This is a genomic window from Rhizobium sp. P1_E1 (assembly GCF_056406015.1).
Window position 1 is genome coordinate 1 of the sequence record NZ_JBFUAY010000087.1, and the last position, 24,175, is coordinate 24,175.

Annotated in this window: 20 protein-coding genes; 9 read left to right on the forward strand and 11 right to left on the reverse strand. The window is 61.1% G+C overall.

Annotation, left to right across the window (positions count from 1 at the left end; translation table 11 throughout):
- From AC1D1Z_RS23610 to AC1D1Z_RS23625, 4 genes are all read right to left on the reverse strand, one after another.
- Positions 1 to 686 (reverse strand): electron transfer flavoprotein subunit alpha/FixB family protein (locus AC1D1Z_RS23610; RefSeq protein WP_477851741.1); only part of this gene is annotated, 686 nt, incomplete at its 3' end.
- Positions 687 to 711: 25 nt separating this feature from the next.
- On the reverse strand, positions 712 to 1,461 hold the full coding sequence (locus AC1D1Z_RS23615; protein ID WP_477851742.1) for an electron transfer flavoprotein subunit beta/FixA family protein: 750 nt from the start codon (positions 1,459 to 1,461) through the stop codon (positions 712 to 714).
- Positions 1,462 to 1,495: 34 nt separating this feature from the next.
- The gene (locus tag AC1D1Z_RS23620; protein ID WP_018246037.1) at positions 1,496 to 2,098 is read right to left on the reverse strand and encodes a dimethylsulfoniopropionate lyase; all 603 of its coding nucleotides are present in this window, start codon (positions 2,096 to 2,098) and stop codon (positions 1,496 to 1,498) included.
- A 48-nt stretch (positions 2,099 to 2,146) separates the two neighbouring features.
- Complete coding sequence (locus AC1D1Z_RS23625; RefSeq protein ID WP_477851743.1) at positions 2,147 to 4,183, reverse strand: oxidoreductase; 2,037 nt, start codon at positions 4,181 to 4,183, stop codon at positions 2,147 to 2,149.
- Positions 4,184 to 4,330: 147 nt separating this feature from the next.
- On the opposite strand from AC1D1Z_RS23625, the gene AC1D1Z_RS23630 reads away from it, so the two are divergent.
- From AC1D1Z_RS23630 to AC1D1Z_RS23660, 7 genes are all read left to right on the forward strand, one after another.
- A complete protein-coding gene (locus tag AC1D1Z_RS23630) occupies positions 4,331 to 4,960 on the forward strand; it encodes a TetR/AcrR family transcriptional regulator (protein ID WP_018246039.1) in 630 nt (209 codons plus the stop codon).
- A gap of 11 nt (positions 4,961 to 4,971) precedes the next feature.
- The gene (locus AC1D1Z_RS23635) at positions 4,972 to 5,766 is read left to right on the forward strand and encodes a pyrroline-5-carboxylate reductase family protein (RefSeq protein WP_018246040.1); all 795 of its coding nucleotides are present in this window, start codon (positions 4,972 to 4,974) and stop codon (positions 5,764 to 5,766) included.
- A gap of 67 nt (positions 5,767 to 5,833) precedes the next feature.
- Entirely contained in the window at positions 5,834 to 6,835 is a 1,002-nt protein-coding gene (locus tag AC1D1Z_RS23640) for an ABC transporter substrate-binding protein (RefSeq protein ID WP_477851744.1), read from the forward strand.
- Between the two features lie 95 nt (positions 6,836 to 6,930).
- Positions 6,931 to 7,818, forward strand: coding sequence for an ABC transporter permease (locus tag AC1D1Z_RS23645; RefSeq protein ID WP_018246042.1), 888 nt, complete (start codon positions 6,931 to 6,933; stop codon positions 7,816 to 7,818).
- The gene (locus tag AC1D1Z_RS23650; RefSeq protein WP_477851745.1) at positions 7,811 to 8,890 is read left to right on the forward strand and encodes a quaternary amine ABC transporter ATP-binding protein; all 1,080 of its coding nucleotides are present in this window, start codon (positions 7,811 to 7,813) and stop codon (positions 8,888 to 8,890) included. The genes AC1D1Z_RS23645 and AC1D1Z_RS23650 overlap by 8 nt, the downstream gene beginning before the upstream one ends.
- Positions 8,891 to 9,046: 156 nt before the next feature.
- Positions 9,047 to 10,051, forward strand: coding sequence for an Ldh family oxidoreductase (locus tag AC1D1Z_RS23655; protein WP_018246044.1), 1,005 nt, complete (start codon positions 9,047 to 9,049; stop codon positions 10,049 to 10,051).
- A 942-nt stretch (positions 10,052 to 10,993) separates the two neighbouring features.
- On the forward strand, positions 10,994 to 11,992 hold the full coding sequence (locus tag AC1D1Z_RS23660) for an AraC family transcriptional regulator (protein ID WP_018246046.1): 999 nt from the start codon (positions 10,994 to 10,996) through the stop codon (positions 11,990 to 11,992).
- A gap of 11 nt (positions 11,993 to 12,003) precedes the next feature.
- Here the strand turns inward: AC1D1Z_RS23660 and AC1D1Z_RS23665 are convergent, their stop codons facing one another.
- The 7 genes from AC1D1Z_RS23665 to AC1D1Z_RS23695 all read right to left on the reverse strand — a co-directional run bounded on the left by AC1D1Z_RS23665 (position 12,004) and on the right by AC1D1Z_RS23695 (position 22,109).
- A complete protein-coding gene (locus AC1D1Z_RS23665; protein WP_477851747.1) occupies positions 12,004 to 12,288 on the reverse strand; it encodes a hypothetical protein in 285 nt (94 codons plus the stop codon).
- Positions 12,285 to 14,579, reverse strand: coding sequence for an FdhF/YdeP family oxidoreductase (locus tag AC1D1Z_RS23670; protein WP_018246048.1), 2,295 nt, complete (start codon positions 14,577 to 14,579; stop codon positions 12,285 to 12,287). Before AC1D1Z_RS23670 ends, AC1D1Z_RS23665 begins: the two co-directional genes overlap by 4 nt.
- A 77-nt stretch (positions 14,580 to 14,656) precedes the next feature.
- A complete protein-coding gene (locus tag AC1D1Z_RS23675) occupies positions 14,657 to 16,585 on the reverse strand; it encodes a diguanylate cyclase (RefSeq protein WP_477851748.1) in 1,929 nt (642 codons plus the stop codon).
- A gap of 447 nt (positions 16,586 to 17,032) precedes the next feature.
- The gene (locus AC1D1Z_RS23680) at positions 17,033 to 18,472 is read right to left on the reverse strand and encodes a coniferyl aldehyde dehydrogenase (protein ID WP_018246050.1); all 1,440 of its coding nucleotides are present in this window, start codon (positions 18,470 to 18,472) and stop codon (positions 17,033 to 17,035) included.
- A gap of 21 nt (positions 18,473 to 18,493) precedes the next feature.
- Entirely contained in the window at positions 18,494 to 19,600 is a 1,107-nt protein-coding gene (locus tag AC1D1Z_RS23685) for an NAD(P)-dependent alcohol dehydrogenase (protein WP_477851749.1), read from the reverse strand.
- A gap of 56 nt (positions 19,601 to 19,656) precedes the next feature.
- Complete coding sequence (locus AC1D1Z_RS23690) at positions 19,657 to 20,481, reverse strand: p-hydroxycinnamoyl CoA hydratase/lyase (protein ID WP_018246052.1); 825 nt, start codon at positions 20,479 to 20,481, stop codon at positions 19,657 to 19,659.
- 41 nt (positions 20,482 to 20,522) lie between these two features.
- On the reverse strand, positions 20,523 to 22,109 hold the full coding sequence (locus AC1D1Z_RS23695) for an AMP-binding protein (RefSeq protein WP_018246053.1): 1,587 nt from the start codon (positions 22,107 to 22,109) through the stop codon (positions 20,523 to 20,525).
- A gap of 200 nt (positions 22,110 to 22,309) precedes the next feature.
- Here AC1D1Z_RS23695 and AC1D1Z_RS23700 point away from each other — a divergent pair, with 200 nt between their 5' ends.
- Entirely contained in the window at positions 22,310 to 22,795 is a 486-nt protein-coding gene (locus AC1D1Z_RS23700; RefSeq protein WP_018246054.1) for a MarR family winged helix-turn-helix transcriptional regulator, read from the forward strand.
- A 119-nt stretch (positions 22,796 to 22,914) separates the two neighbouring features.
- On the forward strand, positions 22,915 to 24,175 hold a 1,261-nt coding region (locus AC1D1Z_RS23705; protein WP_477851750.1), incomplete at its 3' end, for a DUF5939 domain-containing protein.

Genomic DNA, 24,175 nt, shown 5'->3' on the forward strand with positions numbered 1-24,175 from the left:
GCACGCGATGCACCGACGGCAGCACCGAGCTTGTCGGCAAGCGGCAGGATGACCTCCCTGAACTTCTCGGCAGAGCCGAGTGCGCGGCCGCCGGAGATGATGATCTTGGCAGAGGTCAGCTCCGGACGGTCGGAGGCCGACAGCGCGTCCCTGACGAAGGTCGACAGCCCCGGATCGGAAACCGCCGGGATCGCCTCGACGGTGGCCGAACCACCTTCCGGCGAAGAGGCAAAGGATGCGGTGCGCACGGTGATCACCTTTTTGGCATCGGTCGCCTGCACCGTCTGGATGGCATTGCCGGCATAGATCGGCCGTTTGAAGGTGTCAGCAGAGATCACCTCGATGATCTCGGAGACCTGGGCGACATCGAGCAGGGCTGCCACCCGCGGCAGCACGTTCTTGCCGACCGAGGTGGCGGCCGAGATGATCGTGTCGTAGCTTCCCGCCAGCGAGACGATCAGGTCGGCCAGCGGTTCGGCGAGATTGTTGGCGAGTTCGTCGCTTTCGGCGAGCAGCACCTTGGAGACGCCGGCAAGCTTGGCAGCCGCATCAGCAGCAGGCTTGGCAGCCTTGCCGGCAACCAGCACATGCACGTCGCCGCCAATCTTGGTTGCAGCCGTCAGCGTCTTGGCGGTCTGGTCGGACAGGCTTGCATTGTCGTGGTCAGCCAGAAGAAGAATGGTCATGATGATGGTTCCTGTTCCAACCTGATTACAGCACGCCGGCTTCGTTTTTGAGCTTGTCGATGAGTTCGGCGACCGACTTGACCTTGACGCCGGCCTTGCGGCCCGACGGCTCCTCGGTCTTCARGACCTTGAGGCGCGGCGTGGTCGAGATGCCGAAATCATCAGGSSTCTTCTTGTCGAGAGGCTTCTTCTTCGCCTTCATGATATTCGGCAGCGAGGCATAACGCGGTTCGTTCAAGCGCAGATCCGTGGTGACCACCGCCGGCAGCTTGATCTCGATCGTCTGCAGGCCGCCATCGACCTCGCGGGTCACCTGAGCCTTGCCATCGCCGATCTCGATCTTCGAGGCGAAGGTCGCCTGGGGCATGCCCAGCAGCGCCGCCAGCATCTGGCCGGTCTGGTTGCTGTCGTCATCGATCGCCTGCTTGCCGACGATGATCAGGCCGGGCTGTTCGGCATCGGCGACAGCCTTGAGGATCTTGGCGACAGTGAGCGGCTCGATCTGATCGTCGGTCTCAACCAGGATCGCCCGGTCGGCGCCCATGGCAAGTGCGGTGCGCAGCGTCTCCTCGGCCTTGGCTGGACCGATCGAAACGACGACCACTTCCTCGGCCTTGCCGGCTTCCTTCAGCCGCAACGCCTCTTCCACCGAGATCTCGTCGAACGGGTTCATCGACATCTTCACATTGGCAAGCTCGACACCCGTGCCATCCGGCTTCACCCGGATCTTCACGTTGTAGTCGACAACCCGTTTGACTGGGACGAGTATCTTCATGGGCAACCCCCCTTTATTTCTAAACTGCTGGCCGTCAGTTCGGCCGTTCGGCAAGCAATGCCCAGAAGGCGAAGAACGGCGTGTCAAGCGACCTCATGGCATGTTTGATGCCAGGGACATTATAGAAGGATCCGCCGATACCTGGCGAAAACCAGTCCCCTTCCCCCTGCTGGAACTCTCCCTCGGAAAGCACGAGATAGACTTCCTCAGGCGCATGGTCGTGATCGGGATAGCGCACGTGAGGCGCCATCAACGTCACGCCGATCCACAGGTCGCTCCGCTCCTCCAATCCTCCCGGGCCGATAATCATCGCATTGGCATGCCCATCGACAAAATTGTCGCTGGCCGTGTGGTCATACTTGGTGCGCCGATGCCATTCAAGCATTGGCTCGATGCCTTTGAACCCCTCGATCAAACGCGTCAGCGAAGGATAGGACGTATCGACGGAAAGCGCCACATCAAGGAGAGCGCACACAGGCAATCGGCCTCCCTCCCCCGCACGCGCCGTTCCCGGGCGCTCCAGCGCAGCAGAAATCTGACGAATCGAGCGGCGAGCCTCCGGGGTATTCGTGAACTGGTCGAAAGCCACAAAAATTGCATCCAGGAAAATCTGGAGGCTTTCATTGCGTAAACTCATGACATCACCTCCCGAGACGATCGGCCGACAAGCGGCCCACTCTTGCAATCAGATATCTTTCGCGATGCGCAACCCGTCATAGACGGCTGCATGCGTGTTGCGTGCGGCAACGGCATCGCCGATCCGGAACAGCTGGAACTTGCCATCAGGATTGCGGATCACGGACTGAGGTTCTCCGGAAAGAAGCTGATCGTGCGACATTTCGCCGAGATTGCTCGAGCTGGGTTTCAGTTCGAAATAGAGTTCATCGAGCGGAATGGTCCCATGATTGACGACGATCTGGTCGAAGCTCTGCTGCTTGGCAATCCCGCCGTAATCGCTGCCGACATGGGCGACGAGCTGGTTGCCGCTCTTTTCGACGGCTTCCAGACGGTAGGTGACGGTGAAGGTCACGTCATGCTTCTGCAGAGACCGCATATAGGGCACGAGATTCATGGCCATGACCTCGGGCGCGAAGGACCGGTCCGGCGTCATGATCTCGACCTTGGCGCCTGCCTTGGCGAGAAACTCCGCCGCCTGCAGGCCGGCATGATCGCCGGCGTCGTCGAAGATCAACACGTTGGTTCCAGGCTTCACGTCGCCGGAGATGATGTCCCATGACGAAACCACCAGCTCGTTGCCGCTCRCCAGGACCTCGGTATGCGGCAGGCCGCCGGTTGCGATGATGACGACATCGGGATTCTCGGCCTCGATGGTGTCCGCTTCCGCCCAGGTGTTGAAGTGGAAGGTGACGTCGTATTTCTCGCACTGGCTCATGCGCCAGTCGATGATGCTGATCATTTCCTTGCGGCGCTCGCTTTGAGCGGTGAGCCGGATCTGACCGCCGGGATTGTTCGCCGCTTCGAAAACGACGACCTGGTGGCCGCGTTCTCCGGCGACGCGCGCCGCTTCCAGACCGGCCGGGCCGGCGCCGACGATGACGACCTTTTTCTTGGCGTCGGCCTTCGCCACGATATGCGGCATGGTCAGTTCGCGGCCGGTGGCGGCATTGTGGATGCAGAAGGCCGCCCCGCCCTGGTAGATACGATCGAGACAGTAATTGGCGCCGACACAGGGACGAATATCGTCTTCCCGCTTTTCGATGATCTTGCGGACGATATGCGGGTCGGTCATGTGGGCGCGGGTCATGCCGACCATGTCGACCTTGCCGGAGGCGATCGCGTAGCGCGCGGTGGCGACGTCAGGGATTTTCGCCGCATGGAAGGTCGGAAAGTTGGTTGCGGCGCGAATTTCGCCGGCGAAATCGAGATGCGGCGAATTCGCCATGCCCTGGATCGGGATCACGTCGGTGAGGCCCGCATCGGTATCGATGTGGCCGCGAATGACGTTCAGGTAATCGATGAGGCCGCTTTCCTTCAGGCGCCGGGAGATTTCCAAGCCTTCGGCTTTGCCGGTACCGCCGGGAAGACATTCGTCGGCGGTATAGCGCACGCCTAGAATGAAGTCGTTCCCCACTCTTTGCCGGATTGCCCTGAAGACGTCGAAACAGAAGCGCAAACGGTTATCGAGCGATCCGCCATAGGGGCCGTCGAGCTCGTTGGTGAGCGGCGAGGTGAACTGGTCGATCAGATGGCCGTAGGCCTCCAGTTCGACACCGTCCATGCCACCCGCCTTCATGCGTTCGGCAGCGTCGGCGAAATCCTTGATGATGCGCTCGATGTCCCAATCTTCCACCTTCTTCGGGAAGGCCCGGTGGGACGCTTCGCGCTGATGCGATGGCGCCACCACAGGCAGCCAGTCGCCCTTGTCCCAGCGTGTGCGCCGGCCGAGATGGGTGAGCTGGATCATGATCGCCGCTCCCTCTTCATGCACGGCGTCGGTCATCTCCCTGATCCAGGGCACGATCTCGTCCTTGTAGGCGAGCAGGTTGTTGAAGACCGGCGGGCTGTCCCTGGAAACCGCGGCCGAGCCGGCCGTCATCGTCAAGGCCACGCCGCCCTTTGCCCGCTCCACCGTATAGGCGCGATACCTCTCCTTCGGCATGCCGTCTTCCGGATAGGCCGGCTCGTGGGAGGTGACGATGATGCGGTTGCGCAGTTTCAAATGCTTGAGCTGGTAGGGCTGCAGAAGGGGATCGTTCGACATGGGCCGTGGTTCCGGATTAAAAACGTCAGAGCCGACGCTAAGCACAATGTACATATGTGTCAATGTTGAAAACATCTGGGTCGTCATTTTCGACACCAATGTACATTTTCCTTGTGCGCTGCCGTATAATTTGATAGGAGATAGCTTATGGATCAGGCTCTGAACGACACTGGCTGGCGGGGATCACAAGAGGGATGGCTGGAAGCAGCTTACCACTCGCTGCTGGATTCCGGCGTGGATTCGGTGAAAATTCTGCCGCTGGCGAAGAGGCTCAATCTCTCGCGCACGAGCTTCTACTGGTTCTTCAAGGATCGGGAGGAGCTGTTGGCCGGGCTCGTGGCGCGGTGGCGCGACAAAAATACCGGCAACATCGTCAAGCAATCCGAAGCCTACGCGGAATCGCTCGCCGAGGCGATGCTCAACGTCTTCGACTGCTGGCTCAACAATGATCTGTTCGACGCCAGGTTCGAATTTGCCGTGCGCAGCTGGGCGCTGCAGTCCGACGAGATTCTCGCCGAGGTCCGGCAAGCCGATCAGCTCCGGCTGGAAGCCCTCAAGCGCATGTTTATCCGGTTCGGGCTACCAGAAGCGACATCAGATGTCCGAGCGCGAACAACTTACCTCGTGCAGATCGGATATATCTCCATGCAAGCTAAGGAGGAACTCGCCGTCCGCATGAAACGGATTCCCGAATATATCGCGATCTACACCGGCGAAGTGCCGCAGCAGAGGGAGCTCGATCGCTTCTTCTCCCGGCATGGCTATAGGCCGGGTTAGGGAAAGCCGAGATGAGCGTTTCCTTGAGGATCGGTATAATTGGTGGCGGCGGTTGGCTTGGCGGAGCAATCGCCGGCTCGATCCTCGATGCCGGCCTGGTCGAACCTCAAAAACTCTCCCTCTCCTATCGCAGCGAAGAGCCGCGCCGCTTCCCGAATTCTTTCTTGACCACCGACAATCAGGCGCTTGCCGACCGTTCGGACGTGATCATTCTTTCCGTCCGCCCTGATGACTGGCATGCTCTTGATGTCGATGCCGGCGGCAAGCTCGTCATCTCAGTCATGGCGGGCATCCGCCTGGACGCACTTTCGGACCGCCACAACACCGGTCGCGTCGTCCGCGCCCTGCCGAATGCCGCCGCCGAATTGGCCAAGTCCTATACACCCTGGATTGGCGCGAGCGATGTCACCGAAGACGACCGGGCGCTCGTCCGCGCGATTTTTCAGGCATGCGGATCTGAGGACGAGGTCGCAAGGAAAAGCGACATCGATTACCTCACCGGCCTGTCCGGGTCCGGACCGGCTTTCCCGGCATTGCTCGCCGCCGCCATGATGAGCGATGCCGTCGCCCATGGCCTGCCGGCGGAGATTGCGCGGCGCGCCGTCAACACGGTGATGACAGGCGCCGGTCGCCTGCTGGAGCGCCGCGACGAATGTCCCGATGAGGTTGTTCAAACCTTTGTCGGCTATCGCGGAACCACGGCGGCGGCCATCGAAGGCATGCGCGCGGCCGGGTTCGACGCTTCGGTTGCGGAGGGACTATCGGCAGCATTCAAGAAATCGGTGAGTATGGGAGACGCTTCCTGACAACCGTTGGAGCGGGTCCTGCGGCGCCCCGCTCAGCAAAACTGGCCGCTAAACAGAGGGAACGAGAATGAAAAAACTACTCGCATCGACATGTCTGACGTTTGGCCTGATGGGCGGGGCGTCTTTCGCCAGCGCCGCCGAATGCGGCACTGTGACCATTGCCAGCATGAACTGGCAGAGTGCGGAGGTTCTCTCTAACCTCGACAAGCTCATCCTGAACGAAGGTTATGGCTGCGCCGCCGAAATCACCGTCGGCGATACCGTCCCGACGATTACCTCGATGGCCGAAAAGGGCCAGCCGGACATCGCGCCGGAAGCCTGGATCGACCTGCTGCCGGATGTCGTCAAGAAGGGGACGGATGAAGGCCGGATCGTCCAGGTCGGCTCTCCGCTGCCCGATGGCGGCGTACAGGGCTGGTGGATTCCCAAATATCTGGCCGACGCCCATCCCGATATCAAGACCATCGGTGATGTGCTGAAGCATCCGGAACTCTTCCCCGATCCTGAGGATTCGAAGAAGGGCKCCATCTACAACGGGCCGCAGGGCTGGGGCGGCACCGTGGTGACCACGCAGCTCTACAAGGCCTTCGAAGCCGAGAAGGCAGGCTTCACCCTCGTCGACACCGGTTCAGCTGCCGGCCTCGACGGTTCGATCGCCAAGGCCTACGAACGCAAGGAAGGCTGGGCCGGCTATTACTGGGCACCAACCGCGCTGCTCGGCAAGTATCAGATGGTCAAGCTGGAAGCCGGCGTGCCGAACGACGCTGCCGAATGGAAGCGCTGCAATACCGTCGCCGATTGCCCCGATCCGAAGCCGAATGCATGGCCGGTCGATCACGTGGTGACCCTGGTTGCCAAGCCTTTTTCGGAAAAGGTCGGGCCTGAGGTCATGGACTACCTGACGAAGCGCTCCTGGAGCAATGAGACGGTCAACAAGCTGATGGCGTGGATGACCGACAACCAGGCAACCGGCGAGGATGGTGCCAAGCACTTCCTGAAAGAAAACAAGGACCTGTGGACCAAGTGGGTCTCGCCTGAGGCAGCTGCGAAGATCGAAGCTGCTCTTTAAGACCGACTATTGCGGTGCGCCTAAAGCGCACCGCCTCTCGCTGCCGATAAAATCAAAAAGACTGCCGCGGCTCTTTGAAGAAAAAGGGGAACCGAATGGAATGGTTTTACAAATTCCCGCATATGGATGACGACGCCCTTCGCAATCTGAAGAAGGCGATCGATGACGGCTTTCGCACATTTACCCGCACCTATGGCGACGCAATCGAAAGCCTCTTCTCCCCGCTGCAGCATTTCCTCATCGCCGCCGACCGCTTCATGACGCAGACGCCGTGGCCGATCATTACTGCAATCATCCTTGTCATCGCATGGTTTGCGAGCCGCAGCCTGAAGATCGTCTTCGGCTGTCTCGTCACGCTGCTGCTGATCGGCTATTTCGACATGTGGGACGATACGATGCGGACGGTCTCGATGATCTTCGTCTGTACCGTGCTCTCCATTGCCATCGGTATCCCGATGGGGATCTTGATGGCGCGTTCCGACCGGCTGCAGCGCATCATCAATCCGATCCTCGACGTCATGCAGACGATGCCGAGCTTCGTCTATCTCATCCCTGTCGTCATGCTGCTCGGCATCGGCAAGGTGCCGGGACTGATCGCAGTGGTCATCTATGCGATACCGCCGATGATAAGGCTGACCGACCTCGGCATCCGCCTGGTCGACAAGGACGTGCTGGAGGCGGCCGACGCCTTCGGGACATCGAGTTCGCAGAAACTGTTCAAGGTCCAGCTGCCGTTGGCGCTTCCCACCATCATGGCCGGCATCAACCAGACCATCATGATGGCGCTCGCCATGGTGGTCGTCGCCTCGATGATCGGCGTCCAGGGCCTGGGCCAGCCGGTTCTGAAGGCCATCGCCAACCAGTACTTCACGCTGGGTATTTTCAACGGCCTTGCCATCGTCGGCATCGCCATCATCTTCGACCGGGTCAGCCAGGCGTATGGCAAGAGGCTCCAGAAGCATCGGGAGATCGTCCATGGCTGATCAACGTTTCGGCGGCATCAAGATCCRCCACCTTTACAAGATCTTCGGTCCCAACCCTGCCGCTCATGTCGATGCCGTCAAAAAGGGATTGTCGAAGACCGAGCTCAACGAAAAGCACGGCCACGTGCTGGGCCTGAAAGATATCAATGTCGAGATACCCTCGGGCCGCATCCAGGTCATCATGGGCCTTTCGGGTTCGGGCAAGTCGACGCTCATCCGCCACATCAATCGTCTGATCGATCCGACCGCTGGCGAAGTGCTTGTCGACGGCGTCGATGTCGTGAAAATGAACGAGACCGAATTGCGGACGTTTCGCCGGCACCAGACGGCAATGGTGTTTCAGAAGTTCGCGCTTCTGCCGCATCGGAATGTTCTCGACAATACCATCTTCGGCCTCGAAGTGCAGGGCATGGAGCGCTCGAAAGCCGCCGACGTCGCCATGCGCTGGCTGGAGCGGGTCGGCCTGAAAGGTTTCGAGAGCAAATACCCCAATCAGTTATCGGGCGGCATGCAGCAGCGCGTCGGGCTGGCCCGAGCCCTCTCGAACGATGCTCCCGTTCTGCTGATGGACGAGGCCTATTCGGCGCTCGATCCTTTGATCCGCACGGATATGCAGACGGTCCTTCTCGATATTCAGAGGGAGATCAAGAAAACCATCGTCTTCATCACCCACGATCTCGATGAAGCCCTTCGCCTGGGCGATCAGATTGCGATCCTGCGCGATGGCGAAGTCATCCAGCAGGGCACCAGCCAGGACATCGTTCTGCGTCCGGCCGACGCCTACATCGCCAACTTCGTCAAGGAGGTCAATCGAGGCCGGGTCATCCAGGTCGATGCCGTCATGACACCCTTGCATTCCGGTGCTGCGCCCGGCGGATTGACGATTGCATCAGGTACGACCGTCGAAGAGGCTGTGCGGATGTTGGCATCGGCGCCGGACGACGATGCCAGGGTGCTTTCACCATCAGGAGAAGCTTTGGGGCTTGTCACCTTCCGCCAGCTCGCGGGTGCAATGGTGAACTCGCAGGAGGTGGCTCCCCGACGCGATAGCGCCCTTTCAGTCGCCCTCTGAAGTGCGTCGCAATCAACATGCCGCCATCTCTGCAGCGGCCAACTGGCTGGGTGAGGAACTGTGTTCGCACGGTTGCGATGTCGTCGAAATCGGAGACTGCGCCGCGCCAGGCACCTATGCCTTCTATGAGGGTAGACGAGCCGCATTGGAGCTGTGATGGCAAAGCAGAGGATGAGAATGCCGATCGACGAGCTCCGCCAATTGGCGCTCGAAGCCTGCCTCGCCTGCGGCAGCAGCCCGGCCATGGCGAAGGCGCTCGTCGATGCAACGCTTTCGGCCGCCTGCTTCGGTCGTACCGAGCTGGGTTTTCCGCATTTCGTCGATTATCTCACCAGCCTGCGCGACGGGCGGATCAACGGAGACGCCAAGCCCCGCTTCGACCACGTGCTGCCGGCCCTGATTTACGCCGATGCGGACGGCGGCATAGCGCAGCTCGGGTTTGACCTGATTTACGACGACTTCGTAAAGCGCGTGAAAACCTTCGGCATTTCAGTCTTCACGCAAAGAAACAGCTATACCGCCGGGGAACTGGGATATTACGTCCGGCGCCTCGCTGAGGACGGGTTGATAGCCATCGCCGCCGCCAACGGACCGGCTTTGATGGCCGCCGCCGAAGGCGGGGAGCGCGTCTACTGCACAAATCCGCTCGCTTTCGGCGCGCCTTTGCCGGAACCCTTGCCGCCCCTCGTCATCGACCAGGCGACGAGTGCGACGGCCTTCATAACTCTTGCCGAGGCGGCAAGGGAACAGTCGCCGATTGCGCACGGCATAGCCATCGACGAGACCGGCGCAATCACCACCGATCCTGTCAAGGCGATGCTCGGCGCCCTCCTGCCCTTCGGCGGCTATAAGGGCGCCAACATCGCTCTTATCGTCGAGATGCTTTCCGCGGGTCTTTCCGGGGCCGCCTGGTCGCTCGATGCGGGCCACTTTTTCTCGGGCGAGCACCCGGTGAATGCGGGAATGACCGTGATCGCGCTATTCCCCGCGGCCGTGGATACAGGTTTCCCGGAGCGCGCCGAGGCCCAATTGGAACGGCTGCGCTCCAAGGGAGTCCGTATCCCCGGAGACAGAGCAATGCCCGCGAGCGTCACGGAAACCGATAGTCTTGACGTCGATATAGGCGTGTTAGAAACGATCCGTCGCTTGTGCCTTCGGTGAGAAAATCATTGCTCAGCTCAAAGAATCGAATGCATCGTGCCCGGCGGCAGCATGCCGAAGTTCCCATCGTTCGTGCTAAATGAGAAATTGAAGATCTCTATCCACTCTGCGCAGGCCATGACGCGGAACACGCGGCTTCCACGAAGCGCTTGCCTATACATTTTGCGCAAGGTCAGTCCAGACTGCGTCACGAAAAGCCGGTTGGCCGACAATATCGGGGCCTGACAATTGCTCCATAGCTAAGGAACAGTAAGATCAATCTCGACCAAGGCCATGATGGTTGACGGTCCCAAAACCAAGCCCTTCCATCCGTTACCCCCAAAGGATGAAAGGGATCATACATACGCACTCCATCCCGTGCGTATGCTWGCATGCCTGTCTGCCTGCCGAAGGCCATCTTTAAGCGGTCCACTAAGAACCTTCGGCAGGCGACTGCGCAGCTCGCGAATTGGGGCGCTCTCTATCGGCTACAGCTGTAAAATCGCTCCTTCAGCGTAATCGTTTTATCAGCGGGTTGTCATCATCGCCGGCAGCGTGACGTCTTGCCAATGGCCGCGGGTTCTGTCAGTTCCTGATCTGGATGGGAACTAATGCATTCAACGGGTTGGTCTTTTTGACGTCTACCATACCCGAATTCGGCCTGCATCAGCTGGCACAAGCCGCTGATCTCGATGCCGGTATGACGCGGAGATCCACCTGCTCCGTTGCAAGCTGCTGCACTCTATCCAACAATCGTCTAATATACGTCCTAGGCCGCTCATCCATGCCGTCTACAGGCTCTGATGAAGCGCCGCAGCGCAGGACGACCATCCATGACGACTGGCAAGGCTGGCAGAGGTACGTGCACCAATCCGACACTCTCGCCGGCCGCGCGTCACGCTGGCACCTGCGAGCGCTGGAGAAAAGCATGTCGAAACAGTCACATCGAACAATGGGAGCAGCATGACGGAAAATAGCACTGCGCCATTCTCATTCCGATTTAGCGGTTCGTCCTTCGACAACATGGTCGAAACGCTCGGGGGGGCTTTTGGCGCATTTGATGCCGAGCCTGTCGGCCGCGCCCAGGACTTCCATTGGGGATTGGATTTCTCGGTATGTGACACCGCCGTCCTGCTCACCGGTTATCATGAGGCGGAGTTTCAGTTCAATATCGAGCCGACCGTCGATACGGCCGAATACCTGTCGATCGTCGTGCCGCGCAGCGGCGGCATGGGGGTAACCTATGGGTCCCGCGTCGCCGAGGCCGGGCAAGGAAAACTGCTTCTTTATAACAATTTCGAGCCCAATAGCGTCATCATGCATGGGCGATCGAACGTCATCGACGAGTTGCTGATCAACTGGCCTCTCATCCTGCAAACGATCGGCCAGACGTTCGAGATGCCGTTCAGCGGCTCCCTTGACCTGCTGCCCGAACTGGATCTGTCCAAACCGGAAGGCCGGTTGATCAACAATCTCACGGAAACGATCATCTCAGGCATGCGCGACGATGGCCCCTTGCTGCAGTCGCCGATCGCCATGGCGCATATGACGCAGGCGCTCGCCGATCTGGTTGTGCGCCTGGTGCCGCACCGGCTGTCGCATTTCCTGGAGAATGGCCCCGCCCTGATCGCCCCGCGACATGTGCGCCGGGCGATCGAATTCATGCACGCCAATATCGATCAGCCGATCACAATGCCGAAGGTGGCCGAAGCGGCCGGCGTATCCAGCCGGGCGCTCGAAACCGGTTTTCGTGCCTTCAGAGGAACCTCTCCCGCTGCCTATCTGCTGACGCTTCGGCTGCGTGCCGCGCGCCAGGATCTGCTCGATCCCGAGAGCAAGGAGACCATGAAGGCCATCTGCCTCAAATGGGGCTTCTTTCATTTCGGCCGGTTTTCCGCAGTCTATAAGACGACATACGGAGAATACCCTTCCGACACCAGGAAGCGCGTGATGCGGCGATAACGCATGGGGGTTTACGTCTCGTCTCGCGGCGGCAATGTGTAATRCACTCTCATTGTCCTCAGATCCCGCTTCACGATCTGCAGCATCCCTTCGCGTTCCGCCAGGGCGTTGAGCTCCCTGAGCACGAGAGAATGCGCGATCCCCAGCATGCGCGCAAAGGTGCGACTGTCACGGGCAATCCCCAAATCTGCGGCGACAAGGAGACCGGCCTGGATGGGTGTCAGCCTGTTATCCCTGCCTTGCGCCGCAGCGACGAGGGCGAGAAAGCGATCGGCCTCCGACGCTTCTTCGCTCACGCGGCTTTTCGTCGGCGGAAGGATACCATGATCGATTTCGAGGTGGGCGTATCGCTTTCCCTACCCGCGCTGCCAAGCGGCACGAGCACGTTCAGCTCGGGATAATATCCCGCTATGCTTCCCCTCGGAATATCATAGGGCACAAAGCGGAAATCCTCTGCGACACGCTCGATGCCGTCATCATGCTCGCCGATCACGTCGACCCGGTCGCCGGCCTTGGCATTCATCGCCGTCAGGTCGGCTGGGTGAATGAAGATGACCTGCCGCTCCCCATAGACGCCGCGATATCGGTCATCGAGACCATAGACCGTCGTATTGTATTGATCGTGCGATCGGAACGTCTGCAGGGCGAAACGCCCCTCTCCCTTTCGCGCCCGCTGATGCACCGTCTCCTCCGGAAGCGCCTCCGAAGAAAATGACGCCTTGCCTGCCGGTGTATGCCACTCCCGATGGGCGGCCGTGTTGCGCAGGTGGAAACCGCGCGGCTTGCGCAGGCGCGTATTGTAGTTTTCGAAGCCGGGAATGGTCGCCTCGATGTGATCGCGGATGCGGTCGTAGTCGTCGGCGAGCTCTGCCCAGTCGACCACGACGGAGCCGACCGTCGCCTGTGCAATGCCGGCAATGATGGCGACTTCCGAGAGGAGATGCGGCGAGGCAGGGCGATTGATACCGGCAGAACCATGCACCATGCTCATCGAATCCTCGACGCTCACGAGCTGTGAGTTGCCCGCTGCATTCATATCCATCTCGGTGCGCCCGAGGCACGGCAAGATAAAGGCCGTCTCGCCGGGCATGAGATGCGAATGATTGGGTTTGGTTGCGATGTGCACCGTCAGCTTCAGCCGCCGCAGCGCCTTTTCAACGAGTGCGCTGTCAGGCGTGGCGCGCGCGAAATTGCCGCCAAGCCCGATGAAGGCATCAGCCGAGCCGTCGAGCATCGCTCCGATCGCGGCAAGGACATTGTGGCCATGTTCGCGGGGAACGGTGAAGCGGAAGTGCTTTTCCAGCGCATCGAGGAAATCCTCCGATGGCTTTTCGTTGATGCCGACGGTGCGGTCACCCTGCACGTTGGAATGGCCGCGAACCGGGCAAAGGCCGGCACCCGGCCGGCCGATATTGCCGCGCAGGAACATGAAATTGGCGATCTCGCGGATCGTCGCCACGGAATGCAGATGCTGGGTTACACCCATCGCCCAGGTGCAGATGACCCGCTCGGCGTTGACATAGACATCGGCCGCCCTCTCGATCTCCTGCCGGCTCAGTCCCGATTGGTCCTCGATGTCAGCCCAGTTCGTCGCCTCGACCGCTGCCTTGTATTGCGCAAAACCCGCGCAGTGTTCGGCGAGAAATGCATGGTCGAGTACGGAGGGCAGACCGGCGGCGACCGCTGCATCCTCTGCAGCCAGCACGACCTTCGCCATCCCGCGCACCGCAGCCATGTCGCCGCCGAGTTGCGGCTGGAGATAAAGGCTGGCGATGTCGGTCGAACCGCCGCGCAGCATCTCGATCTTGTCCTGCGGGTCGGAGAAGCGCTCCAGGCCGCGTTCGCGGATGGGATTGAAGACGACGACGCGCGCGCCGCGGATCGCCGCCCGGCGCAAGTCGCCGAGCATCCGTGGATGGTTGGTGCCCGGGTTCTGCCCAATCACGAAGATCGCGTCGGCCTCTTCGAAATCCTCCAGCAGCACGGTGCCCTTGCCCACGCCGACCGCCTGGCGCATGGCGATGCCGCTTGCCTCGTGGCACATGTTGGAGCAGTCGGGAAAATTGTTGGTGCCGTAGACGCGCACGAACAGCTGGTACAGGAAGGCGGCCTCGTTGCTCGCCCGGCCCGACGTGTAGAATTCCGCCCGATTGGGATTATCGAGGCCCGTCAGAATGCTGCCGATCTCGGCAAAGGCATCCTCCCACGCGACCGGCAGGTAACGGTCGCTCACCGCATCGTAGCGCATCGGATGGGTGAGGCGGCCGTTGAGTTCCAGTTCATAGTCCGTCAGCCGGCGAAGCTCAGATACCGTATTGTCAGCGAAGAAGGCGGGCGTTGCCCGCTTTTCCGTCGCCTCCCAGGCGACGGCCTTCACGCCGTTCTCGCAGAACTCGAACGACGATCCGTGCTCCGGATCGCCCCAGGCGCAGCCCGGGCAATCGAATCCATCCGGCTGGTTCGCCTTCAGCATCGTCCGCGCGCCTGAAATGGGCATGCCGCTTTGAAGCAAACGCTTGCCGCAGCTCTTCAAAGCGCCCCAGCCGCCGGCTGCCGCCGATTTCTTACCAATGAATTTTGTGTCCATGCGCCCTGTATTGTCGAAGCGAGGAAAACATCAAGGGCGCACGAGCGATGGCTCGATAGGAAAAACCTATCAAGGATCTAACCGGCGTCCTTCATGGCATGCCGTTCGTCGGGCGAATGTGCCAGGATGCGATTGCGACCTTGGGTCTTTGCGTCGTAGAGGGCGGCATCGGCCTCGGTCAGGAGGCGGTTAGGGTTGACCCTCAAGGTGGCTCCCGTCGCGCAGGATATGCCGATGCTGGCGGTCACCCGTCCGAATTCGCTGCCGGAATGAACGATATTCTCCTGGCTCAGCAGACGTGCGAATTGCTCGGCAACGATCATTGCCCCTTTCGCACTGGTTGCTGGGAGCAGAACCACGAATTCCTCTCCGCCGTAGCGAGCGACGATGTCTGCCGGCCGGCTTACCGACTGCCGCAGACACTTGCTGACGACACGCAGGCATTGGTCTCCGGCGGGATGGCCGTAGGTATCGTTATATGCCTTGAAGCGGTCGATATCGACCATCAGAAGGCTGAACGGCGTGTTTTTCCTGGCGCTGCCTGCGGTCTCACGGGCGAAAGCTTCGTCGAAGGCCCGGCGATTGACCATGCCGGTGAGCCCATCGGTCTCGGCCAGATTCTTCAGCTGCTCCGCCGACAGCCTGAGCGCGATTTCCGCCTGCTTCGTCGCAGTGATGTCCGAGACAACGGCCATCGCCGTGCCGTCTTCCGCAAGCCTTGTCCGGATGCTGCGCCAGTCGCCGTTGTGAAGTTGAATCTCTTCGTCCTTGTTGCTGTGCAAGGTAGCACTGGCGGCCTTGATCCACTCTTCGCGGTCATTGTCCGGAATACCGGCCCGCTCGCCTGTTTCGGCGACGCGGCGAAGAATGTCGCTGATATGCGCGCCAACCACGCGGGCGTCTCCGGACAGCGGAAACGCGGTGCGATACTGTTCGTTACAGAAAACAAGAAAACCCTTGCTGTCGTACATCGCGATACCATCGGACATGCCGGCCATCGCATGCGACAGCAGGTTCTTGCTTTCGCGCAGTTCCCGCTCCAGAGCAGCACGCTCCGTCACATCACGCGTTACCCCGGCAAGGCCGATCACCCGCCCCTGTCTATCCCTCAGCGGCACCTTGGAGGCGAGCAGGTATCTGCCTTCGATGCGCTCGGTGGAGTCGATCAGAGGCACGCCAGTGTCCATGACCTGCTGTTCGAGATAATACAATTCTTCGGCGAGCGGCCGTGACAGAAGATTGAAATCCGACAATCCGGTCATCTCTGCCGTCGTCTTGAAACGATAGAGGCGGATCATATTTTCATTGACGGTGATGAACCGGCTGTTTCGGTCCTTCACGTAGAGATAGTCGGGCGACTGCGAAAACGCGGTCACCAATATGCTTCGCTCCAGGTCCCATTGCTGTGTCTTCAACAGCACGAAACCACAGAGCACGGTCGCCAGGCAGTTCAAAACGGTCATGGGCAGACCGATGATGGCCAATACACGGGCGTGCACCAGAGTGGGAAGCACCGCCATCAAAACAACAAGCGCGGCGCCGAGCGCGAGGCTCAGCAGTGCAATGTCCATGAACCCGGGAGATCTCTTCCGGATCCAGAAATTGGCAGCCAGGCCGATGCCGGTCGCGACAGCAATTGCGATCAGACCATCGACCATTGCCGTGCCGCCGACACAGAAGCGGAAGGCCATCGCCAGCGACGCCGCAAAGGCCGCCGCGATCGGTCCACCAAACATGCCCGCCAAAGCAAGCGGCGAGAAGCGCATGTCGATATAGATGCYGGGATTGACTTCGACGGCCAGCAAAATGGATCCGATGGAGGCGCCGCCGGCTATGATTCCGAAGGCGATTTTTTCCTGTATGGCCGAACGACGCTGAAATTGGATCGAGAAATGCGCCCATAGCGAAATCGCCAGGCACACGAATGACAAGTTGCCACCGAATTGCGTCCAGATGCCATTCACTGCGTTGGATCCACCTTCCAATACATGTACCGAACCAATCATAGGGCAACACTGGTTTGAGCTTCGTTAAATTGAAGACCTATCAGGCTATACTCGTTTGCTTATGCGTCTCCAGCCCGGTCGGCAGCAATACGGCGACAGGAAAGCGGCGACTGCCGCGACGATGCGGTATGGGCACGCAGGGCCTGCTGCCAGATTTGATCACATGAGAAATAGGCGAAACCGGAATTAAAGGTCATGCTCCAGGACGGCAGGAGACATCATGTCCGCTACGCCTGCCGTTCAACGGCTAGCACCTGATGCATAAGGCATGTTTAACAACGGCATCCTCTGCATCAGGACACGTAGCCCAATGACGCAATATCGCGTTATCCGGATAAGTCTGCGCAATCGGGCCATTCCTTGAGGTGAAAGCAGTCGCGAACCCACAGCGCCCGCGTCATGCCGTCAGCAGCCGAGGCTGCCGACGGCATCGCCGCCACTTCTCTTCTACTTGCAGATCGCCGCCGCCAAGAAGCCGCGCATCGCCTCGCCATAAGGCGGCCGCATCATGTATTCCGCTTCGACCATCCTGCTCTGATGATAGACGGCGCGCGGGTGCGAGAAGGCGAGGAAGCCGAACTTCCCATGATAGGCTCCCATGCCCGAATGGCCGACGCCGCCGAAGGGCAGGCCTTCCGCCGTGACGTGGCTCATGCAGTCGTTGACCGTCACCCCGCCGGAGGTCGTGTTGTCGAGGACGCGGCGTTCCTCTTGCTGATCCTGGCTGAAGTAGTAGAGAGCGAGCGGGCGCGGCCTGGCATTGATACGGTCGATGACGTCGGCGATATCGCGATAGGGAAGGACCGGCAGCACGGGTCCGAAGATTTCCTCCTGCAGCACGCGCATGTCTTCTGTGGGATCGAGGATCAGCGTCGGAGGTATACGGTGGGCCGATTGCTGGGAGAAATTCTCTGCCGCCGGGTTGATCTCGACGACACGAGCACCCTTGGCCCTGGCATCGTCGATCAGGCCCTGGACGCGGGCGAGATGGCGGGCATTGACGATCGAGGTGTAATCAGGATTTTCCTTCAGTGTCGGATACATCGCGCCGACTGCCGCGACCGCGTGTCCGGCAAAGGCCTCGACGCTTTCCTCGGGCACATAGACATAGTCCGGCGCAAGGCAGATCTGGCCGGCGTTCAGCGTCTTGAAGGTCATGACGCGCCGCGCCGCGTCTGCGAGATCGGCCGCGCGGCCGACGATGACGGGTGATTTTCCGCCGAGCTCAAGCGTCAGCGGTGTCAGGTTTTCCGCCGCCGCGCGCATGACATGATGGGCGATCGCAGTTCCGCCGGTGAAGATCAGATGGTCGAAGGCAAGTGATGTAAAGGCCGTGCCCGTCGCCGGCCCGCCCTGAACGACTGATATTTCCGTTTCGTCGAAAGAGCCGGCGATGAGTTCCGCCATGAAGGCTGATGAAGCCGGCGTCACCTCCGACGGCTTGATCATGGCGCGGTTGCCGGCGGCAAGAATGCCGGCGAGCGGCGCAAGGGCGAGCTGATAGGGGAAATTCCAGGGGCTCAGGATCCCGACAACCCCTTTCGGCTGATAGACCACTTCTGCCACCGCATCCGGGAACAATGCCTCGTGCTGCTCGGGCTTCAGCCATTCGGCCAGATGGGCCTTGGCATATTTGAGCGAACCGACGCAGGTGAAGACGTCGAGAAGCAGGCTCGCCTCGACGCTGCGGCTGCCGAAATCCTCCGACAGGGCCGCGGCAATCGCATCCTTATGGTCGACGAGAAGGGCGATGACGCGGTCGATGCGATCGATGCGGGTCTCAATGCTTGGCGGCCCTTCCCTCAGGAAAGACGCCCTTTGCCGGTCAAGCAGCGCCTTCATCGCATCGGGACTGGTATCGGTGGCGATTGGGGTGACGGTGTTCATTGTTTCCTCCCTCGAACGGTGTCAGACGGCCGGCTGGCGCACGACCGGTTTCAGCACGATGCCCTTTTCCGAATCCTCCACCGCCTGGTTGATGTCGGCAAAATCATAGAAGGTGACGAGCCTGTCGAAGGGAAAGCGGCCCTGCCGATGCAGGTCGATCAACAACGGGATCAGCACGTCCGGATTGGAATCGCCCTCGACGATGCCGCGGACCCGGCGCCCGCCGGACAGGATATGGGTGAGGTCGAGCGTCAGCGTCGCGCCATGGGGCGAGGCCCCGACGATGCCGCAGGTGCCGCGCGGCGCCAGCACACGCACGCACTGGTCGATGACCGCAGGCACGCCGGAGGCATCGATCGAATAATCGACGCCGGCGCCGGTTAGCGCCATGATCGCGGCAACCGCGTCGCTCGCCCTGCCGTTGACGATATCAGTCGCGCCGAGCTCCGCTGCAAGCGCCAGCCGCGTCTCGTTGACATCGACGGCGATGATCCGTGAAGCACCGACGATCCGCGCCGCCATTACCGCGGCAAGACCGACGGAGCCCATGCCGAACACCGCGAGCACTTTTCCCGGTTCGATCTTGAGCGCGTTCATCACCGCGCCGGCGCCGGTCTGGATGCCGCAGGCGAGCGGCCCGAGCAGTGCCAGATCCGCATCCTCAGGCACTTTCACGATATTGCGTTCATGGCACAGGGCGTGGCTGGCGAAGGAGGATTGCCCGAAAATATTGCCGTGAACCCGCTCTCCCTCGCATGAGAGCCCGCTCGAACCGTCAGCGCGCGCACCGAAGAAATTGCGCGGGAAGAATTCGTGGCAATAGGTCTCCTCGTGATCGTTGCAGCTCGGGCAATGACCGCAGGAATTGAAGGTCATGACCACGTGATCACCGGGCTTGACCTTGGCAACGCCCCGCCCGACACGCTCGACGATGCCGGCGCCTTCATGGCCGAGCACGACCGGCTGCGGCACCGGCAAGTRCTGGTCACGCATGACGATATCGGTGTGGCAAACCCCTGTTGCCACGACGCGAACCAGGATTTCACCCTCACGCGGCTCCTCCAAATCGAGCCTTTCCAGCGAAAACGGCGTATGGGGCGCACGCGCCACCGCGGCATGAATTTTCATTGCTTTCCTCCTCCCGATGATCGGCTCGTGAACGGCCCGGCATGCCAGGCCCGTCCTCAGCGGCCGCGCTTGTAGGCGCCGAGCCCCGGCTGATAGGTCTTGTCGTCGAGGAACTGCTTCAGCCCCTCGTCGCGCCCCTTGGTCTTGTCGAGAAACAGCATCTGCTCCAGCTTGGCGTAGATGTAATCGTCGGCGAGATCCCATGGCAGGTTGCGCACCCGCTTGTAGGTGTCCTTGGCGGCCTTCAGCGTCACCGGGTTCTTTTCGAGCAGGCTGGCGCAGATCTTGCGGACCCGGATTTCCAACTCCGCCAGCGGCACCGCCTCGTTGACGAGACCCATTTCGGCGGCCTTGCGCCCGCCGAACAGTTCGCCGGTCATGATGTAATAGAGAGCGTCGCGATGGCGCATCACTTCGGCGACCGCACGGGTGACGTTGCCGCCCGGCAGAATGCCCCAGTTGATCTCGGAGAGGCCGAAATTTGCCTCCTCGGCGGCGATGGCGAGATCGCAGGAAACCAGCGGCGTGAAGGCGCCGCCGAAGCACCAGCCGTTGACCATGGCGATCGTCGGCTTTTCGAAATACATCAGCCGGCCCCACCAGTTGCCGGACTGGCGCCGCGCCTTCAGCGTGACGTCACGCGGCTTGTCGTCATTGTCGCGGAAATATTCCTTCAGATCCATGCCGGCCGACCAGGATTCGCCGGCGCCGCGCAGGACGAGGACGCCGCAGCGCTCGTCGCCCTCGAGCTCGTCGAGCACCTCGAGCATCCTAATATTCAGGGCCGGATTCATCGCATTGCGCTTTTCCGGACGATTGAGGGTCACGAAGGCGATGCCGCCATCGAATTCGACCAGAACCGGCGATTTGTCTTCAGTCATAGGGTCACTCCATTGGTTTCGGCGTGAATGCCGGGGCCGCTTCACAGGGGCTGTCGTTGAAGGGTTTCGTCGGAATGGAACTGGCGCAGGACATGTTTCTGCACCTTGCCGGAGGCGGTTCGGGGAATGGCCTCGACGAAGAGGATGCGCGCCGGACGCTTGAAGGCGGCGAGCCTAGCCGCGCAATGGCCGGCGATCTCATCGCCCGTTGCCACGGCACCCGGCCGCAGCACGATATAGGCGAGGCCGCATTCGCCCCATCGGATATCGGGAATGCCGACGACCGCGGCGTCGAGGATATCGGGATGACTTGCGAGTGCCGCTTCGACCTCGGCGGGATAAACATTCTCGCCGCCGCTGATGTACATGTCCTTCAGCCGGTCGACGATGCGATAGAAGCCGTTCGCTTCGCGTCGGCCGAGATCACCGGTGCGGTACCAGCCGTCGGCGAAGGCGGCAGCGGTTTCCTGAGGCTTGTTCCAGTAGCCCGGCGTCACCGCCGGCCCGCGCAGCCAGAGTTCGCCGATCTCGCCTTCGTCAACCTCGCGGCCGTCCTCGCCGACGATACGAATGTCGAGCAATGGCGCGGGAAGACCGACGCTGCCGGGATTATCCTGCACGGCGCGCCGGTCGATCGGTATATGCAGCACCGTTCCCGCCTCGCTCATGCCGTAACCGTTGACCAGCGCAACGCCGTCATCGAGATAGCTTTCGATCAGCGCCTGCGTCAGCGGTGCACCGCCGACGAAGAGCGCATGCAGGCCGGCGAGCGCCGCGGCGCTATAGGCAGGGTCGTTGCGCAAGGCGAGCACGATCTGCGGCACGGCGAAATAATGGGTGATGGCACGCTGCCGGTCGGCAAGGGCTGCGAGTGTGCGCGCCGGCGTGAAGCGATCGGAGACGACGAGTGTGCCGCCCAGCATCAATGTGGTTCGTGCGACGGCGATCAGACCGATCGTGTGGAAGAAAGGCAGGTCGCATAGGGCGACGGATCTCGGCCCGATCTCGCCGACCACGGAAAAATTGATGGCGGCGAAAAAGGCGTTGCGGCGGGTGATGACGACGCCTTTCGGCTGTCCCGTCGTGCCCGAGGTGTAAAGAAGGACGCAGGGTCCATCGGCATCGGCGGGCACGGGAGCGGCCGGAAGGCTCGCCTCGATCACCGCGGCGAGACCGGCCGAACCGTCTGCCGTCGATATCACCGCCATCTCGGGATCGGCGTTCGCAACGCTGGCCACCGTTGCCGCGAACTCCTCGTCATGAACGAGCAGAGCCGGCGCGCAATCGGCAAGGATCGGCCGAAGCTCGGCGGCGTTGAGGCGCCAGTTGAGTGGCACGTAGATGGCGCCGGCACGCTGGCAGGCAAAGGCAAGCACGATCGAATCCATCGAGTTGCGCGCCAGCATGGCGACACGCGCCCCATCGCGGCGCACTCCGAGCACATCGCTCAGGAAGCCGGCGCAGCAGGCGATCCGCGCATCGAGCTCGGCATAGGTGAGCTGCCTGTCGGTAGCGATTTCGAACAGAGCCGGACGGTCCGGTGCGACGCCGGCGCGGTAAAGGATCGGATCATCCGTCACCAGCCCGCAATCCGCCGACGAAGCCATCCCGGAAAAGGAATGCGCCATTTTCTCCTCCCATGCCTACCGCTCCCCGCAACAGGCATCAATTTTGTATGTAACACATACTAATATCTTTTCCCCGCGATGCAAGAGGCTGTTTGAGGCAAATCCGATCGATCGAATGGCGCGGGGAAATCCGCACTACGGATATTGACTAACCTGCTGATTTTGATGGTTATGGCGCCTGGACGAGGCGAGAACGAACGATGGCGATAAAATCACCGCAGGACGATTTCGAGGGCGAAGATGCGCCCGCGACGCCAGGCCTCGACGTCGGCCGGCTGGGCGATCTCTTGGGGTTTCATCTACGCATGGCGCATGTCGCAATCTATCGCGACTTCGCCGAAACCATGGAGGAGCTGGCGCTGACGCAGAAGCAGCTGGCGGTGATAGAACTCGTCGCCGGCAATCCGGGCGCATCGCAGATCGACCTTGCCAACACGCTCGGCACCGACCGGGCAACGATGATGGCCCTCGTCAACCGGCTGACGGCCCGCAACCTGATCGAGCGCCGTCCCTCCGCGGCGGACCGCCGGCGCCAGGAGCTTCATCTGACGAAGGCCGGACGCGCGATGCTCGCGCGGGCGCGTGCGCTGATCGACAAGCACGAGCGGCGTTTCACCGACCTGTTTTCGCGCGACGAACTGGATGCGCTGCTGGTGGCGCTGAAGCGAATATACAAGGGGAAATGAACCCGCTTCGCTGGGCAGCAGGCAGCTCCAAGCCTATAGATTTCTATTGGGAAGTTCCCGTGTTATGATCCCGATCCTGGCGTCGTCCGCCGTGGGTTCTGCACACGGAGACTTGTCTAATGAGCGAAGTGGACGTCCTTTTTGCCTCCCTGCGACAGGCGGCTGACCCGCCGACGGTTGAGTGCATCGAGAAGGTCGTCACGCATGGCTCGGATCGCGAGCTTAATCGCATCAATGCGCTCGCTTTCGCCGATAAGCACCATCTCGATCAAGAGAAAACCATCGCCGCGTTTCTCCATGCAGCCCGCATAGGCGCGTTCGAGATGACCTGGAATGTCCTTTGCCCAGGATGCGGCGGCGTCCTCGACAGCGGCGCAACCCTCAAAACCGTCGTCCACGAGACGTACCATTGCGCGCTCTGCGCAGCCGGATACGAGCCGACCCTCGACGAGATGGTCGAGGTCACGTTCACGGTCAGTCCGCGCGTGCGCAGGATTGCCGCTCACGATCCCGATCGGTTGCCGCCGCTCGAGTACTATCGCCAGATCTTCTTCAGCTCCGGAGTGGACCTGCCTGACGATCTCGAAGCGAGGTTTTCGCGCATCCAGCTGGAGATGATCGAGTTGGCTCCGGGCGAGAAGGCCTTCGTCTCCCTGCAACTGCCGGCGCAGTTCGTCATCATCTTCGATCCGGTGACACACTCGGCGCAGTTCATCGACGTGCAGGGTGAGCCCACCGACGAACGGCAAACCCTCTCGATGATCATCAGTCGGACGCATGCGCTGAACGAAACGCTGACCCTGCGCCCGGGCTCACTGCGGCTCACCCTCGAGAACCACACCGACCGCAGAGTGGTGCCGAACGTCTGCATCGCAGGAGACGAACTGCACGACCTCTTGGGCCGCAGGCGGCCTTTCCTGACAGCCAAGCGTCTGCTGACGAACCAGAGCTTCCGCGACATCTATCGGACCGACACACTCGACGTCGACCAGCGCCTCAAGATCACCAGCCTGACTTTCCTCTTCACTGACTTGAGGGGCTCGACCGCTCTCTATGAGCGCGTCGGAGATCTTGCCGCTTTCGATCTAGTGCGAGCGCATTTCCGGGTTCTTCATGAGATCGTCGCCACAGAGGCCGGAGCGGTCGTGAAGACTATAGGCGATGCCGTAATGGCGACCTTCCCGAGCCCGGACCGTGCGGTAGCGGCCGCACTCAAGATGCGGGAGGCGATGCTTCGCTTAAATGCCGAACACGGCAGCGACGACCTTCTGCTGAAGATCGGCATCCACGAGGGCCCATGCCTCGCAGTCAACCTCAACGACCGGCAGGACTACTTCGGCCAGACGGTGAATATCGCCTCCCGCGTCCAGGGCCTTGCCG

Excerpts from the sequence above, each read along its gene's own strand:
- AC1D1Z_RS23670 (WP_018246048.1), bottom strand. The coding sequence starts at position 14,579 with ATGGACACAAAATTCATTGGTAAGAAATCGGCGGCAGCCGGCGGCTGG.
- AC1D1Z_RS23635 (WP_018246040.1), top strand. The coding sequence starts at position 4,972 with ATGAGCGTTTCCTTGAGGATCGGTATAATTGGTGGCGGCGGTTGGCTT.
- AC1D1Z_RS23695 (WP_018246053.1), bottom strand. The coding sequence starts at position 22,109 with ATGGCGCATTCCTTTTCCGGGATGGCTTCGTCGGCGGATTGCGGGCTG.
- AC1D1Z_RS23660 (WP_018246046.1), top strand. The coding sequence starts at position 10,994 with ATGACGGAAAATAGCACTGCGCCATTCTCATTCCGATTTAGCGGTTCG.
- AC1D1Z_RS23700 (WP_018246054.1), top strand. The coding sequence starts at position 22,310 with ATGGCGATAAAATCACCGCAGGACGATTTCGAGGGCGAAGATGCGCCC.
- AC1D1Z_RS23655 (WP_018246044.1), top strand. The coding sequence starts at position 9,047 with ATGGCAAAGCAGAGGATGAGAATGCCGATCGACGAGCTCCGCCAATTG.
- AC1D1Z_RS23620 (WP_018246037.1), bottom strand. The coding sequence starts at position 2,098 with ATGAGTTTACGCAATGAAAGCCTCCAGATTTTCCTGGATGCAATTTTT.
- AC1D1Z_RS23645 (WP_018246042.1), top strand. The coding sequence starts at position 6,931 with ATGGAATGGTTTTACAAATTCCCGCATATGGATGACGACGCCCTTCGC.
- AC1D1Z_RS23680 (WP_018246050.1), bottom strand. The coding sequence starts at position 18,472 with ATGAACACCGTCACCCCAATCGCCACCGATACCAGTCCCGATGCGATG.
- AC1D1Z_RS23630 (WP_018246039.1), top strand. The coding sequence starts at position 4,331 with ATGGATCAGGCTCTGAACGACACTGGCTGGCGGGGATCACAAGAGGGA.
- AC1D1Z_RS23690 (WP_018246052.1), bottom strand. The coding sequence starts at position 20,481 with ATGACTGAAGACAAATCGCCGGTTCTGGTCGAATTCGATGGCGGCATC.